Source organism: Achromobacter pestifer (genome assembly GCF_013267355.1).
Taxonomy (GTDB): domain Bacteria; phylum Pseudomonadota; class Gammaproteobacteria; order Burkholderiales; family Burkholderiaceae_B; genus Achromobacter; species Achromobacter pestifer_A.
This window is the reverse complement of record NZ_CP053985.1, coordinates 3,275,318-3,289,917: the sequence shown is the minus strand read 5'-3', so window position 1 is coordinate 3,289,917 and position 14,600 is coordinate 3,275,318. Positions and strand designations below refer to the sequence as shown.

The 14,600-nt window shown below is 66.8% G+C and carries 16 protein-coding genes; 8 read left to right on the top strand and 8 right to left on the bottom strand.

What is annotated here, in order from left to right:
• Nucleotides 1-27: 27 nt before the first annotated feature.
• Genes argJ through FOC84_RS15910 form a run of 3 tightly spaced genes read left to right on the top strand, consistent with a single transcriptional unit; the run spans nucleotide 28 to nucleotide 3,100 of the window.
• Nucleotides 28-1,254 carry a bifunctional glutamate N-acetyltransferase/amino-acid acetyltransferase ArgJ gene (argJ, locus tag FOC84_RS15920; protein WP_173145258.1) on the top strand — a complete coding sequence of 409 codons (1,227 nt, stop codon included), beginning with the start codon at nucleotides 28-30 and terminating at the stop codon, nucleotides 1,252-1,254.
• 24 nt (nucleotides 1,255-1,278) lie between these two features.
• The gene (locus tag FOC84_RS15915; protein WP_054459246.1) at nucleotides 1,279-2,145 is read left to right on the top strand and encodes an ATP-binding protein; all 867 of its coding nucleotides are present in this window, start codon (nucleotides 1,279-1,281) and stop codon (nucleotides 2,143-2,145) included.
• Nucleotides 2,138-3,100, top strand: coding sequence for a Nudix family hydrolase (locus FOC84_RS15910; RefSeq protein ID WP_173145257.1), 963 nt, complete (start codon nucleotides 2,138-2,140; stop codon nucleotides 3,098-3,100). The genes FOC84_RS15915 and FOC84_RS15910 overlap by 8 nt, the downstream gene beginning before the upstream one ends.
• A gap of 119 nt (nucleotides 3,101-3,219) precedes the next feature.
• Here the strand turns inward: FOC84_RS15910 and FOC84_RS15905 are convergent, their stop codons facing one another.
• Together FOC84_RS15905 and FOC84_RS15900 are read right to left on the bottom strand one after the other, a co-directional pair.
• The gene (locus tag FOC84_RS15905; protein WP_173145256.1) at nucleotides 3,220-4,401 is read right to left on the bottom strand and encodes a low temperature requirement protein A; all 1,182 of its coding nucleotides are present in this window, start codon (nucleotides 4,399-4,401) and stop codon (nucleotides 3,220-3,222) included.
• A gap of 255 nt (nucleotides 4,402-4,656) precedes the next feature.
• Nucleotides 4,657-4,896, bottom strand: a complete 240-nt coding sequence (locus tag FOC84_RS15900; protein WP_173145255.1) for a hypothetical protein — start codon at nucleotides 4,894-4,896, stop codon at nucleotides 4,657-4,659.
• A 96-nt stretch (nucleotides 4,897-4,992) separates the two neighbouring features.
• Here FOC84_RS15900 and FOC84_RS15895 point away from each other — a divergent pair, with 96 nt between their 5' ends.
• The 3 genes from FOC84_RS15895 (at nucleotide 4,993) to FOC84_RS15885 (ending at nucleotide 6,353) form a co-directional block, all read left to right on the top strand.
• Nucleotides 4,993-5,655: a hypothetical protein gene (locus FOC84_RS15895; protein ID WP_173145254.1), complete on the top strand. Its 663-nt coding sequence runs from the start codon at nucleotides 4,993-4,995 to the stop codon at nucleotides 5,653-5,655.
• A complete protein-coding gene (locus FOC84_RS15890) occupies nucleotides 5,655-5,888 on the top strand; it encodes a helix-turn-helix domain-containing protein (RefSeq protein WP_173145253.1) in 234 nt (77 codons plus the stop codon). Before FOC84_RS15895 ends, FOC84_RS15890 begins: the two co-directional genes overlap by 1 nt.
• Before the next feature lie 84 nt (nucleotides 5,889-5,972).
• The gene (locus tag FOC84_RS15885) at nucleotides 5,973-6,353 is read left to right on the top strand and encodes a DUF4156 domain-containing protein (RefSeq protein ID WP_217278796.1); all 381 of its coding nucleotides are present in this window, start codon (nucleotides 5,973-5,975) and stop codon (nucleotides 6,351-6,353) included.
• Nucleotides 6,354-6,374: 21 nt separating this feature from the next.
• Here the strand turns inward: FOC84_RS15885 and FOC84_RS15880 are convergent, their stop codons facing one another.
• From FOC84_RS15880 to FOC84_RS15860, 5 genes are all read right to left on the bottom strand, one after another.
• Nucleotides 6,375-7,115 carry a branched-chain amino acid ABC transporter ATP-binding protein gene (locus FOC84_RS15880; protein WP_173145252.1) on the bottom strand — a complete coding sequence of 247 codons (741 nt, stop codon included), beginning with the start codon at nucleotides 7,113-7,115 and terminating at the stop codon, nucleotides 6,375-6,377.
• Nucleotide 7,116: 1 nt separating this feature from the next.
• Nucleotides 7,117-7,824: an ABC transporter ATP-binding protein gene (locus tag FOC84_RS15875; RefSeq protein ID WP_173145251.1), complete on the bottom strand. Its 708-nt coding sequence runs from the start codon at nucleotides 7,822-7,824 to the stop codon at nucleotides 7,117-7,119.
• 14 nt (nucleotides 7,825-7,838) lie between these two features.
• Nucleotides 7,839-8,720 (bottom strand): branched-chain amino acid ABC transporter permease, encoded by an 882-nt coding sequence (locus tag FOC84_RS15870; protein WP_173145250.1) that lies wholly within the window; start codon nucleotides 8,718-8,720, stop codon nucleotides 7,839-7,841.
• Nucleotides 8,721-8,729: 9 nt separating this feature from the next.
• Nucleotides 8,730-9,722: a branched-chain amino acid ABC transporter permease gene (locus FOC84_RS15865; RefSeq protein WP_173145249.1), complete on the bottom strand. Its 993-nt coding sequence runs from the start codon at nucleotides 9,720-9,722 to the stop codon at nucleotides 8,730-8,732.
• Between the two features lie 89 nt (nucleotides 9,723-9,811).
• On the bottom strand, nucleotides 9,812-10,696 hold the full coding sequence (locus FOC84_RS15860) for a LysR family transcriptional regulator (RefSeq protein WP_173150177.1): 885 nt from the start codon (nucleotides 10,694-10,696) through the stop codon (nucleotides 9,812-9,814).
• 161 nt (nucleotides 10,697-10,857) lie between these two features.
• Here FOC84_RS15860 and FOC84_RS15855 point away from each other — a divergent pair, with 161 nt between their 5' ends.
• Together FOC84_RS15855 and FOC84_RS15850 are read left to right on the top strand one after the other, a co-directional pair.
• Entirely contained in the window at nucleotides 10,858-12,090 is a 1,233-nt protein-coding gene (locus FOC84_RS15855; protein WP_088138198.1) for an amino acid ABC transporter substrate-binding protein, read from the top strand.
• 64 nt (nucleotides 12,091-12,154) lie between these two features.
• Nucleotides 12,155-13,573 (top strand): amidase, encoded by a 1,419-nt coding sequence (locus tag FOC84_RS15850; protein ID WP_173145248.1) that lies wholly within the window; start codon nucleotides 12,155-12,157, stop codon nucleotides 13,571-13,573.
• Nucleotides 13,574-13,637: 64 nt separating this feature from the next.
• Here the strand turns inward: FOC84_RS15850 and FOC84_RS15845 are convergent, their stop codons facing one another.
• Entirely contained in the window at nucleotides 13,638-14,546 is a 909-nt protein-coding gene (locus FOC84_RS15845) for a LysR family transcriptional regulator (protein ID WP_173145247.1), read from the bottom strand.
• Between the last annotated feature and the right edge of the window lie 54 nt (nucleotides 14,547-14,600).

Below are 14,600 nucleotides of genomic sequence, written 5' to 3'. Positions count from 1 at the left end.
CGCCCTGCTCATACATGAGACGAAGTCATGGCCGTTAATCTGCAGATCCCCTCCGAGTCCGAAATTTTTCCTGTTGCCGGCGTTGAAATCGGCGTTACCGAGGCCGGCATCCGCAAAGCCAACCGACGCGACCTGACCGTGTTCCGCTTCGCGCAGGGCACCAGCGTGGCCGGCGTGTTCACGCGCAACCGCTTCTGCGCCGCCCCGGTGCAGGTCTGCCAGGCCCACCTGGCCGCCGGCGGCCCGATCAGCGCGCTGGTCATCAACACCGGCAACGCCAACGCCGGCACCGGCGAGGAAGGCCTGCAGAAGGCCAAGGACACCTGCGCCGCGCTGGGCAAGCTGCTGGGCGTGCCCGCGGCCGAGGTGCTGCCCTTCTCCACCGGCGTCATCCTGGAGCCGCTGCCGCTGGACCGCCTGGTCGCCGGCCTGCCCGCCGCCATCGCCGACCTGGGTCCCGACCACTGGTTCAGCGCCGCCCACGGCATCATGACGACCGACACGCTGCCGAAGATCTCTTCCACCAAGGTGCAGATCGGCGGCAAGACCGTCACCTTCACCGGCATCAGCAAGGGCGCCGGCATGATCCGGCCCAACATGGCCACCATGCTGAGCTTCCTGGCCACCGACGCCGGCATCGCCCAGCCGCTGCTGTCCAAGCTGGCCGGCGAGATCGCCGACGCCTCGTTCAACCGCATCACGGTCGATGGCGACACCTCCACCAACGACTCCTTCATCATCGCCGCCACCGGCAAGTCGGGCGTCGAAGTGAATGCCGAATCCGATCCGGCCTACGCCGCCGTGCGCGCGGCCCTGACGGCCGCGGCGCTGGAACTGGCCACCAAGATCGTGCGCGACGCCGAAGGCGCCACCAAGTTCATGACCATCCGCGTGGAAGAAGCCGGCACCACCGAGGAAGCGCTGAAGGTGGCTTACGCCGTGGCCCATTCGCCGCTGGTCAAGACCGCCTTCTTCGCCTCGGACCCCAACCTGGGCCGCATCCTGGCCGCGGTGGGCTACGCCGGCATCGACGACCTGGACGTGTCCAATATCCGCCTGTGGCTGGACGATGTATTGGTGGCCAAGGACGGCGGCCGCAACCCCGCCTACCAGGAAGCCGACGGCCAGCGCGTCATGAAGCAGGCCGAGATCCAGGTGCGCATTGCCCTGGGCCGTGGCCAGGTCAGCGACACCGTCTACACCTGCGACTTCTCGCACGAGTACGTGTCGATCAACGCCGACTACCGCTCCTGATCCGAAACTCCCGGGACTTCAGACGTGACCGCAACCGAGTTCTCCACCCTTATCCAGCGCGCCGAGCGCGTGCTGGCGCAGCTGGAAGCCTGGCTTCCGCCCGCAACGCCCGAAATCGACTGGACCGCCCACGCCTACCGCTGGCGCAAGCGCGGCGCCCGCGGCTGGCTGGACGCCGTACGCCACGTGGCGCGCATCGACATGGCGGACCTGCAGCACATCGAGCGCCAGAAGGGCATCATCGACCGCAACACGCTGCAGTTCCTTGAGAAAAAGCCGGCCAACAACGTGCTCATGACCGGCGCCCGCGGCACCGGCAAGAGCTCGTTGGTCAAGGCCATGCTGGCCGCCTACGGCGACCGCGGACTGCGCCTGATCGAAGTGGACAAGTCGGATCTCGGCGACCTGGCCGACATCGTCGAACTGGTCGCCTCCCGCCCTGAACGCTTCATCGTGTTCTGCGACGACCTGTCGTTCGAGGAAGGCGAGGCCGGCTACAAGGCGCTGAAATCGGTGCTGGACGGCTCGGTGTCGGCCTCGGGCGACAACGTGCTGATCTATGCCACCTCCAACCGGCGCCACCTGATGCCGGAGTACATGAGCGAGAACCTGGCGGCCAAGCACCAGCCCGACGGTGAAATCCATCCCGGCGAAACGGTCGAGGAAAAGATCTCGCTGTCCGAGCGCTTCGGCCTGTGGCTGTCGTTCTACCCCTTCAAGCAGGACGACTACCTGGACATCGTCTACCACTGGCTGCGCGAGCTGGGTTGCCCGGAAGCGCAGATCGAACCCTCGCGCACCGAGGCGCTGCAATGGACCATCGAACGCGGTTCGCGTTCGGGCCGCGTGGCGTATCAATTCGCGCGCGACTGGGCGGCCCGGCATGTCTGAGAAGATCATCGACGTCGCGGCCGGCCTGATCCTGCGCCCGGACGGCATGCTGCTGCTGGGCCAGCGCCCCGAAGGCAAACCCTGGGCGGGCTGGTGGGAGCTGCCCGGCGGCAAGCTCGAACCGGGCGAAACCGTGCTGCAAGCGCTGGCGCGCGAACTGCAGGAAGAAATCGGCATCCGCGTCACGCAGTCGCGCCCCTGGGTCACCTATGTGCACGCCTATCCGCACACCACGGTGCGCCTGGCGTTCTGCCACGTCACCGGCTGGGAGGGCGAACCGCGCAGCCTGGAGAACCAGCGCCTGGAATGGGTCAACCCCGCGCAGGCCGCATCGGTGGGCGATTTGCTGCCCGCCACCCTGCCGCCGTTGCGCTGGCTGCAACTGCCCACTTCCTACGGCATCAGTTCCGTAGGGTCGCGGGCCGGCGTGGCCGCTTTCCTGGGCCGGCTGGAAGCGGCGCTGGCGCGCGGCGTGAAGCTGGTGCAGCTGCGCGAACCGCAATGGCCAGATGGCGTGGCCTCCCCATCGCTGCATGAAGTGCTGCAACAGGTGCAGAAGCGCTGCCGCGCCGCGGGCGCCCGGGTGCTGGTCAACAGCGTCCATCCCGCCGCTTGGTGGCGCGAGGCCGATGGCGTGCATCTGCGCGCGGCCGACGCCGCCAAACTCACGGCGCGCCCTGAACTTCCCGCCGGCGCGCTGGTGGGCGTATCGGCTCACGACAACGCCCAAGTCATCCATGCGCGCGAACTCGGCGCTGATTTCGCGGTGCTGGGCCCGGTGCTGGACACGCCCAGCCATCCCGGCGCGGCGACGCTGGGTTGGGAAGGTTTCGTGCAAGGCAATCGCGACGCCGGCATTCCGGTGTTCGCGCTGGGTGGCCAGTCCACCCAGACCGTATCGCAGGCGCTGCGCCACGGCGCGCATGGCATCGCTGGGATACGCGGGCTGATCTGAGCGCTGCGGCGGGCTTGCTGAAGCAAGCAGCCCGCCGGCCTGCCCGCTCGCCAGCCACGTCGAGCGGCTCCCTGATCGATCCCGGCTCCGCCGTCATGGCATCGATGCCACTTCCCGAGTCAGTGCGGGACGCCGGCCTGCACCTTGCGCCGCGACACGCTTTCCCAGGCCGCCACCAGAATCATGATCAACGTGGTCAAGCCACCCACCATGAGGTTGTCGGTGACGAAGGCAATGGGCGCCAGCACGGCCAGCAACACCAAGCCCACCACGTGCGAGAGCGGGAAGCGGCGGTAGACCACCGTTTTGTAGATACCGTTGCCGATCAAGTAAAGCGCCGGGCCGCCGATCAGCGCGGCAGCAGCCGGCATTGCGATGCGCCCGTCCGGATGCAGGATGACCAGCTCGTTGGCCACGGCCGACACGATCACGCCGGCGATCAGGATCACATGCACGTAGTGGAACCAGGCGCCGATACGACCCGGATCGTCGGAATGCACGATGGCCTCGGTGCCGTCGCGGCTGCTGGTGTCGAAGTACACCCACCACATGGCGGCCGTGCCCAGGAAGGCCGCCAGCAACGCGATCAGCGCGGGCGCGCTCCAGCGGTCCAGGTCGGCCAGCGTGGCGCCGGTGATGAGCAGGGTTTCGCCCAGCGCGACGATGACGAACAGCTGGCAGCGCTCGGCCAGGTGGCCTCCCTCGATGGTCCATTCACGGGTGGCGGAACGCCCCAGGCCGGGGAAGCGGAAGCCGATCATGGGCGACAAGTATTCGCAGGCCACCGCCAGCGCCCACAGCGCCAGCCGCGTGCCGTCCTGGGACAGTCCGCCAGCGATCCACAAGACCGCCGACACACACAGCCAGGCCAACATGCGACGGAAGTTGGGCGCCAGCGGATGCGCGGCTCCCAGATGCAGCACGATGAACAGCGTGCGACCCACCTGGATCAGCACGTAGCTGACGGCGAACACCAGCCCGGTGGCGCCGAAGGCGCCCGGCAGGGCGGCTCCCGAGACCAGGCCCGCCAGCATCACGGCGAACAGCATGACCCGCATAGGCACGGCGTCGGGGTCGAACCAGTTGGTGACCCAGCAGGTGTACTGCCAGCCCAGCCAGACGGCGAACCACAGCACCAGGGAATGGAGCGCGCCCATCAAGGTCAGATCGTGCAGCAGGCTGTGGGAAATCTGGGTGACCGCGAAGACGTACACCAGGTCGAAGAAGAGCTCGACGTAGGTGACGCGGGCTTCGTGGCCGTCGCGGCGACGCAGCAGGTTGGCGCTTGCGAGAAAGGTCATGGCATGGAACCCGCCTGGTAATGGTGGCGCAGCCAGATTAGCGCAAGGCCGCCCGCGCCAGACCGTCAAATTATGCAAAGCCTGGCGGGCGTGGCAGGGGCGCCACGCGACCGGAGCTGCCGGGCCCGGCTGCCTGCGCAACACCGTCGCCCGACCTGTCAGCCCGGCTCCGGGACATGTCATCGCCATCCACGGAGGGCAAGCCCCAACGCCCACCGACATATCGTGGGACGTGCTGGGCCTGACCCATACCCGCTAGCCTCGGCAAACGCACCTCGCCGCGTTGCGCACGGGCGGAAAGGTCAAGCGCGGCAAGGTCAGCAACGAAAAGCGATAGTTCAATGACCAGACGCGGCCCGAACGCGAAGCCTGCGCACCATCGCCGCTGCGACAAGCGGGATCCCGCGCCTCGCCGCCACCGGCACAAGCCGGCACCAGCACCAGGAACAGCAGCCCCATGGCGAGCAGCGAGGCCAGCGCGATCGCAAGTCGCATGATTTACCTCTCAGAATAAAAATTTATTGTTTTGCGATAATTTATTGCTACACTACAACAACTTATTGACCCTAGCAACGTGTTCTGGAGGCTCCCGTGGCCGCAGCGCTGACTTCTACTCCCACCCAAGAAACCCCGCCCGCCCCGGGCGGACGCAATCGGCTCGAACGCATCCGGGCGCTGTCGCGCTGGATGCGCAGTTTGCTCATCGCCGCCGCAGTGCTGCTGGTCGCCGCGTTGATCGGCATGTGGTTCTTCACCTCCGAGGCAGTGCTGGCGCGCGGCATCTATTCGTTCCTCGGCATCACCCCTGCGCCGGTACCTGCCGAAAGTTCTTCGGCCTACATCGGGCTGGCCGGGCCGCCAGGCGCACCGCAACTGCAGTTGGGGCTGGGCTACCGGGTGTTGGGCTTCGCGCTGTTCGGCGTGCTGGCGGGACTGGCGCTGCGCGGCATCGCGCATGCCTACGCCATGTTCAGCGACTTCGGCCGCGGCGATGTGCTCACGGTCGCCACCGCGCGCCGGCTGCGCGGCATCGCCTTGCTGGTCACGGTATTCAGCGCCGCGGTGCCAGTACTGAAGACGGTACTGGCGCTGGCCCTGACGCTGGCCAACGGGCCAGGCCAGGGACCTCACATGCTTATCGATATCGACGTCAGCGACATCCTGCTGGCCTTGCTCGGCGGCCTGCTGTTTTCGCTGGCCTGGGCCATGGAAGAGGCCGCCCAGGTCGCGGAAGAGAACCGGGGGTTCATCTGATGGCGATTGTCGTGCGGCTGGATGTGATGCTGGCGCAGCGCAAAATGAAGGCGCGCCAGTTGGCCCAGGAGATCGGCATCACCGAGCCGAACCTGTCGCTGCTCAAGTCGGGCAAGGTGAAGGGCATGCGCTTCGACACGCTCGAGCGCATCTGCGAAGTGCTGCAATGCCAACCTGGTGATCTGCTCGAATATCAGCCAGACACGGCTGCCAGCAACGCAGACCCCGACTGATTTCCCCCCTTTCGGCTTTCCCCCAGCGCGTGGCTTGCCGCCATGCGCAGGATTCCCACGTCCTATCGATGGATACCTGTCGTCATGCAAACCCTGCCCGCTCTTTCCCGCGATACGCTGCGTATCGCTTCCCTTCTGGCCTGCGCCGCCACGCTGGCGGCCTGCGCCCCCACCTCGCTGGCGCCCGGCCCCGCCACGAGCGTGCGCATCACGCACAACGAACCCGGCAAGGAATGCGCATTCCTGGGCGACGTCACTGGCAGTCAGGGCAACTTCCTGGCGGGGGCCATCACCTCCAACGCCGATCTGGAGACGGGTGCACGCAATGATCTGAAGAACCGTGCGGCGGCGATGGGCGGCAACGTGGTTTATCTGCTGACGCAGCGCGCCGGACAGACGGGCGGCAAGGACCACCAGGAGCAAACCAACGTCACGCTGTCGGGCAACGTCTATCGCTGCGGTTAGGGCCCTTGGCGCCAACTGGCCCTAATCGATCTTGTAGTCCATCCAGGACGCGACCATCTCGCGCAGCCCGCCGCCGTCGTCGAAGGCCTCGCGTCCGCCCTCGGCCTTGTTGCGGCCCAGTTCCAGGATATACATATAGTCGGACACTTCCGCGCAGCGGCGCACGTTCTGGTCCACCAGCACCACCGTCATGCCCTCGTCGGCAAAGCCGCGGATCAGCGTGTAGATCTCCTTGGAGATCTTGGGCGCCAGCATGGCGGTGGGCTCGTCCAACAGGATGACGGACGGCTCGATCAGCAAGGCCCGCCCGAATTCGACGAAGCGCTGCTGCCCGCCGCTCATGCTGGAGACGGGATCGTCGCGCTTCTGCGCCAGGATCGGGAAGCGGTCGTAGACGGAATCGATGCGCCGGCGCACCCGCGCCTTATCCTTGCGGAACGGCCAGCAGCCCAGCAGCAGGTTGTCGTGCACCGACAGTTCGCCGAACAGGCTGCGGTGCTGCGGCACGAAAGCCACCCCGTTGCTGGCGCGCTCGTGCGAGGGCTGCGCGCTGATGTCGGCGCCACGCAAGGTGATGCGGCCGGTGCGCGGCGGCAGGAAGCCGAACATGGTCTTCAACACCGTGGACTTGCCGGCGCCATTGGGGCCGATGACGCCCGTCACCTTGCCTGCGCGCGCCTGAATGTTGACGTGGTTCAGGATGGTGATATCACCGTGGTAGGCCACGGTCACGTCTTCCAGCGCGAGTATCGACGTGCTCATGTCAGGCTCCCAGATAGGCTTCGACCACGCGGGGGTCGGCGCGCACTTGCTCGGCGTTGCCCTGGCTCAGGATGGCGCCTTCGTTCATGACGATGATGTGATGGGACAGCTGGTAGATCGAGGTCAGATCGTGCGACACCAACACCACCGAGCAATCGTGCTCGCCCGGCAGTTCGCGGATGACCGAGATCAGCAGTTGCGCCAGCGCCGGATTGACGCCCGCGAAGGGTTCGTCCAGCAGCACCACCTTGGGCCGCGCCACCATGATGCGCGCCAGCTCCACCAGCTTCTGCTGCCCGCCGGACAGCTCTTCCGCGTAGTTATGGCGCAGCCGGTGCAGTTCCACCTTGTGCAGCCAGTACTCGGATTGGGCATAGCGTTCGTCGGCGCTGCGGCCGGTCTGCTGCTGCGCCACTTCCAGGTTGTCCAGCAGAGTCAGCTGGCGGAAGATGCGCGGCACCTGGAAGGTGCGGCCCACGCCCAGCCGGGCGACCTCGTGGATCTGCTTGCCGGCGATGTTCTGGCCGTCGAGCTCGATGCGGCCTTCGTCCGGGGTGTAGATGCCGTTGATGCAGTTGAGCATGGTGGTCTTGCCCGACCCGTTCATGCCGATGACGCCCAGGATGGAACCCCGGGGCACATCCACGTCCACGCCCTGCAAGGCCACCAGCCCGCCGAAGCGCTTCTTGAGATTGCTGACTTTCAACATGTGTCAGGCTCCTATTAGCGCAGCGCCTGGCGGCCGAAGAGTCCGCTGGGCCGGATGAAGATGGTGGCGACCATGAGCGAGAAGCCGCAGATGGTGGCGATGGAAGGATTGAAGAACACCACCGATACCTGCTCCGTGACGCCGAACAGCAGCGCGCCGACCAAGGCGCCCACCGGATGGCCCAGGCCGCCCAGCACGATGACGATGAAGCCGATCAGCGTGTAGTCGTTGCCCATGAACGGCGAGAACGCCGGGAACACCATCGCCACCAGCACGCCGCTGGCGGCGGCCAGGCCGATGCCCAGCCCGAAGGCCACGGCCGACAGGCGTTCGGCGTTGATGCCCACGATGCGCACCGCGTCGCGGTTCATGATGATGGCGCGCAGCGCCTTGCCCAATTGGGTGCGGTACAGGAACACCGTCAGCGCGCCGATGATGGCCAGCGCGATGACCAGCGCCAGCAGCCGCACGGTGGGGATCAGCACCGGCCCGAACTTCAGGAACACGGGCTCGATTTCATAGGGCAGCGAGCGCGCGTCGGCGTCGAACGCCAGCAGCATGATGGCGCCCAGCATGATGGACACGCCGAACATCAGCAGCAGCGAGCTGATCTCGGGATCGTCGGCCTTGGACAGGCGCGGGATCAGCACGAAATAAAGCAGATAGCCCGCCAGGAAGAACGCGGCAAAGGCCAGCGGCAGCGCCACCAGCGGATTGATGCCGGCGTACTCCATCAGATAGAAGGCAAAGTAGGCGCCCAGCACCAGGAATTCCCCGTGCGCGAAGTTGACCACGCGCAGCACGCCGAAGATCACGTTCAGCCCCACGCCGATCAGGCCGTAGATGGCGCCCAGGATCAGGCCGTTGATCAACCCTTGGATAATCAGTCCGGTCATGGCGGTTCCTCAGGCGATGTAGCGGCGCAGTTGCGGCTTGCGTTTGATCAGGCTGCCGACGATGCCGCGCGGCAGGAACAGCATCAGCAGCACGATGATCAGGCCCAGCAGCAGCAGGTTCACCACCGGGAATTTCTGCCAGATCATGTGGTCGATGCCCAGGAGCGCCAGCGTGCCGACGACCGGCCCGAGAATGGTGCCGAAGCCGCCCGCCATCGCGTAGATGATGCTCTTGGCGGTGATCAGCACGTGGAACGCATATTCCGGATCCACCACGTTCGTGTACCAGGCCTCGATGCCGCCGGCCAGCGCCGGGAACAGCGCGGCCAGCAGCCAGGCCTTGAGCCGGGTGTTGGGCACATGGATGCCGACGCAGGCGGCGGCGCCGTCGTCGTCGCGGATGGCCTTGAGCGCGCGGCCCAGGCTGGACGCTGAAAGCCAGGTGACGGTGGCCAGGGTGGCGCCCATCACGGCCAGCATGGCGTAGTAGCTGTGCGTGGGGTTGTTGGCGCTGGACAGGATGATGCCCATGCTGCCGCCGGTGAAGGACTGCGGCAGATTGGAGATGATCAGCTTGACGATGGTGGCCAGCGCCAGGCTCACGATGCCGAAGTACACGCCGCGCAACCGCAACGTGGGCGCCAGCAGCAGCGCGATCGCCACGCCCACGCCGCCTGCCGCCAGCAGCGACGGCAGGATGGGCCAGCCCAGGATCTTGTAGCAGATGCCGGTGGCGTAGGAGCCCACGCCGTAAAACACCACGTAGCCAAACGGCAGGTAGCCGGTGAAGCCTACGCAGATATTCATGGCGCTGGCCATGGTGATCCACAGCATCAGGTAGAACGCGAACGAGATGTTCGACGTGGCCATGGGGATCAGGGCCAGGCCGGCGGCCAGGGCGGCAAAGACGATGACGGCGATGCGGGTGCGCAACCGCACTGCGCGCTGATCCTGCGCGCGATGCGAGGCGGCGCCCGCCGCCAGGACGGGACTGCTGCTCATATGTCTTCCTCCGGGCCGTTTCCGGGTTGGACGGCCGCTCTATTTGGAGGCGATTATGAACAGTTCAAACCATAACTGCAAGTTAAGGACTAACCCTTATTTTCGGTAGGAAAGGCCTCGGCAAGCACCCCGCGCAGCTCTTTGATGAACTCCAGGGCAATGGCCGAGGGCTCTCGATTGCTGGCATAGACAGCCGAAATATTCAGAGGAATGCGCTCAGCCAGCGGCACGATGACCACGTCCGGCATGGTGTTCTGCATGACGGTGAATTCATCCACGATGGCGATGCCCACCCCGGCATTCACCAAGGCGCAGGCCAACTGGCTCCAGGGTACGTCGGCGCACATGCGGCACGGTAGGCCCGCCTGCTCGAAGGCGCCCAGCACCAGCATGCCAAAGGGCATGCGCGTGCCCACCACGATGTGCGGATGCGGCGACAGATCGGCCAGACTTACCTCGGCACGAGCCGCCAGCGGATGCGCCTTGGGTATGGCGGCCACCATCTTCCCCACATGCAGCGGCTGGGACGTCAGGAAGGGGTGGTCTGCCTGCATTACCACCAGCCCCAGCTCAGCCTCGCCCTGCAGCACGTCGGTGATCAGCGTAGGCAGCGCCGTCGTATTCAGCCGCAACAGCAGCTCCGGATGACTCCGCTGGAAACGCGCCACGGCGCGCGGCACCAGGAACTGGGCCAGGCTGGGAATCGACGCCAACCGCAACACCCCAGTGCCGTGCTCCGCCAGCGCATCGGCCAGGTCGTTGACGCGCTGCATCATGCGCTGCGTTTTCTCGATTTCTTCAAACAGGCTCTGCACTTGCGAGGTCGGCCTGAGCTTGCCGCGGACTCGCTCGAAGAGCGTCACCCCCATCGCTTTCTCGGTGTGCGCCAGCATCCGGCTGACCGCCGGCTGGGAAATATTCAGCAGCCGCGCGGCCCCGCTGATGGACCCGGCCATGACGATGGCCCACAACATTTCGGTCTGTCGGTAATTCAATTTATTCAAGGCGTGCGCTCCATGCCTATTTGTTATACGCTATCTCGCGTGTTGAGCAAACATTGCCCAGCACCAGGCCTCTGTCCGATGGTCCGCCACGGAACGCGGGGCTGCATACCAAAAACGATAGGAGACCTCCCATGCACGCTAGACCCTGGCTGTCCCGCTTACCGGCGTTGGCCCTTGCCGTCGCCGCCCTGACCCCTGCCCTGGGCGCCGCCCAGACCTCCGACAAGATCCGTGTCGGCATGACGGTATCGTCGACCGGCAGCTTCGCGCTGGCCTCGCAATCGGGCGTGCGCGGCGTCGAACTGTGGGTCGACGACGTCAACCGCCGCGGCGGCATCGAAGTCAAAGGCAAGAAGTACCCGGTCGAACTGGTCAAGCTGGACGACCGCAGCGACAAGCAGATGGTGACTCGCGTTTACGAACGCCTGATTGTCGATGAAAAAGTGGATCTGGTGTTCGCGCCCTTCGGCTCCACGCTGACCGCGGCGGCCGCCACGGTCACCGAGCGCCTGGGCAAGTACCTGATGGTCTGGTCCGCCGCCAGCGACGACCTGTACAAGCAGGGCTTCAAGAACATGGTGTCCGGCACGCAGATGCCGGTGTCGGCGATGCTGCGCGCCAACATGGAGCTGGCCGCCAACCAGGGCGTGAAGAAGGTCGCCATACTGTATTCGGACGAGCCGTTCCCGGCCGGCCTGGCCGAAGGCGGCAAGGAGCAGGCCGCCAAGAACGGCATGCAGGTGGTGCTGTTCGAGAAGTACCCCAAGGGCCAGAAGGACTTCAGCACCATTCTGCAGAAGGCCCGTGCGGCCGGGGCCGAGGCGCTGGTGCCGACTTCGTATGAAGGCGACCTGATCAGCATGACGCGTCAGATGAAGCAGCTGGACATCAACTTCCCGTACGTCTTCATGGTCTACGCGTCGACGCCGCAATTCCAGGCCATCGGCGCGGATTCGAACTACATCTACAGCCACACCAACTACCACCCCGCGATCAACTGGAAGGTCAACGCCGGCATGACGCGCGAGCAGTTCGCCGCCGCCTATGACCAGCGCTTCCCCAAGGCCGAGTTCCCGCCCGACTTCCAGACCGCGCTGGCCTATGGCGCGGGCGCGCTGACCGAGGAGATCGTCAAGCAAGCCGGCAGCACCGACGCCGCCGCGTTGAAGAAGGCGTCGCTGGACCTGTCGGGCAAGCTCACCGTCATGGCCGGCCCCTACGCCATCGACGAAACGGGCAAGCAGCTCTTGATGCCCTTCCCCGTGGTGCAGCTGCTGCCGGGCAAGGGCATGGTTCCGGTCTGGCCGGCCGACGTGGCCACGCAGAAGCCGGTGTACCCCGCCCCCGACTGGAACAAGCGCTGATCGCGCAAGCAGGAAGGCGGCGCGCGGCGACCCGCGCGCCGCGCTGACATCACCCGAGGAAAACATGTCTGACATTGCATTTGCCACGCTCGGCGAACTTGCGCAGGGCCTGGCCGACGGCCGCTACAGCTCGGTGGAGCTGGCGCGGCACTACCTGGACCGCATCGACCGCGCCAACCCGGCGCTGGGCGCCTACGTCAGCGTCGACCGCGAGGGCGCGCTGCGCCTGGCCGAGGCTGCCGACGCGCGCCGCCGCGCCGGCTACGGCCTGCTCGGTCCACTGGACGGCCTGCCCGTGGCGGTCAAGGATCTTTGCGACATCCAGGGCCAGATCACCACGGCCGGTTCGCAAGCCTGGCGCGAGCGCCGCAGCGAGGTCACCGCCACGGCCGTGACCCGCCTGCTCGACGCCGGCATGGTGGTGCTGGGCAAGACGCACATGGTGGAGTTCGCCTTCGGCGGCTGGGGCACCAACCCCGTCATGGGCACGCCGCGCAATCCCTGGGACCTGGTGCGCGCCCGCATTCCCGGCGGCTCTTCCAGCGGCTCCGGCGTGGCAGTGGCTGCGGGCCTGGCGCCCGCCGCGCTGGGTTCGGACACCGGCGGCTCGGTGCGGATTCCCGCGGCGCTCAACGGCATCACCGGCCTGAAGACCACCCGCGGACTCATCAGCCTGTACGGCGCGGTGGCGCTGTCCCACACGCTGGATTCCATCGGCCCGCTGACCCGCGACACGCGCGACTCGCTGCTGCTGACCGCGGCCATGTCCGGCCCCGACCCGCGCGATCCGGTGACGCGAGGCGTGCCCGCCTACCGCTACCGCGATCCGCGCGCGGGCGCAAAGCCGCTCGCTGGCGTGCGCATTGCGCTCATGCCTCAGGCGCAATACCCCATTGCCATCGACGCGGCGGTGCAGGGCGCGCTGGACGACACGCGCCGCGCGCTGGCGGACCTGGGCGCGGAATGCGTGGAAGCCCCCTTCCCCTTCGATTTCCACGACATGATGCTGCGCAACGGCCTGATCATCGCCGCCGAAGCCTACGCCCAGCACCGCGACTACATCGAGGACGACAGCCTGCCGCTGGGCCGCTATGTGCGCGCCCGTGTGCTGGGCGGCAAGCAGATCAGCGCCGCCGACTACGTGCTGGCGCTGCAAGCCCACGCCCGCGCCTGCGAGTCCTGGCAGGACTGGATGCGCGACTACGACGCCGTCCTCGCGCCCTGCCTGCCGTTTGCCGCCTGCCCGCTGGAAGACGTGGACGAGGCCGCCACGCCGCTGGCGGCCTTCACGCGCCCCGGCAATTACGTCAACGCCTCGGGCCTGGCCCTGCCCGCCGGCTTTTCGGCGGACGGCATGCCCATCGGCGTGCAACTGCTGGGCAGGCCCAATGGCGAAGGCGCGCTGGGCCGCATCGGCATGGCCTTCCAGGCCGCGACCGACTGGCATCTGCGGCGTCCGGACCTGTCGGCGATCCCGCTGTAGTCCCGGCGACAGCTGTACTGCCGCCAGCAAGGCCGGCCCGCCAGTGGCCGGTCTTTTTCTGACGTCAGCGCAGACCGCAGGCCGGCCGCAGCAGCGCTTCCAGCCAGTCCGCGAACACCTGCACCCGCCGTGACGGCGAGCGGCGCTGCGGATAGAGCAGCGTCATCGGCATGGGCGCGGGCTGATAGTCGGACATGACTTCGACCAGCTCGCCCGCAGCGATATGCGCCTGCACGTCGTAGGCCGGAATCTGGATCAGCCCCAGTCCCGCGACGCAGCTGGCGATGTAGGCTTCGGCGCTGTTGACCGTGACCCGCCCGCGCAGCTGCACGGTTCGGGTATCACCGCCGTCCAGCCACTCCCAAGGCGCCAGCCGGCCAGTCGATGGCGAGGCGTAGTTCACGCAGGCATGCCCCGCCGCCAGATCGTCCGGTGTAGCTGGCACGCCATGACGCGCCAGGTACGCCGGGCTGGCGACGTTGATCAGGCGCAGCATGCCGATCGGCCGCGCCACCAGGCCCGAGTCCGGCAGCACGCCGACCCGCAACACGCAATCCACCCCTTCCTCGATCAGGTTGACGGCGCGGTCCGTCACGCCCAGCGTGACGTCGATCTGCGGATAGGCTTCCAGGAAAGCCGGCAGCGCCGGCGCCACGATGAGGCGGCCCACGCGTCCAGGCACGTCGACGCGCAACATGCCGCTGGGCCCCACCGAGGCGTGCCGGAACAGATTCTCGGCTTCCTCCATGTCGGCCACCAGGCGCAGGCAGCGCTCATAGAAAGCCGCGCCCTCCTGCGTGGGCGCCACTTGCCGGGTGGTGCGGTTCAGCAGCCGCGCGCCCAGCCGGCCCTCCAGCTCCTGCACGGCGGCGGACACCGTGGAGCGCGGCAGGCCCAACGTATCCGCCGCGCGCGAGAAGTTCGCGCACTCGACGACGCGGGCGTAAACCCGGAACAGGTCTATGCGGTCCATGAGGCGAATGGCTCCTGCGAGGGCTGGCCTCACTGTTCGTAATTTCTGGATAGA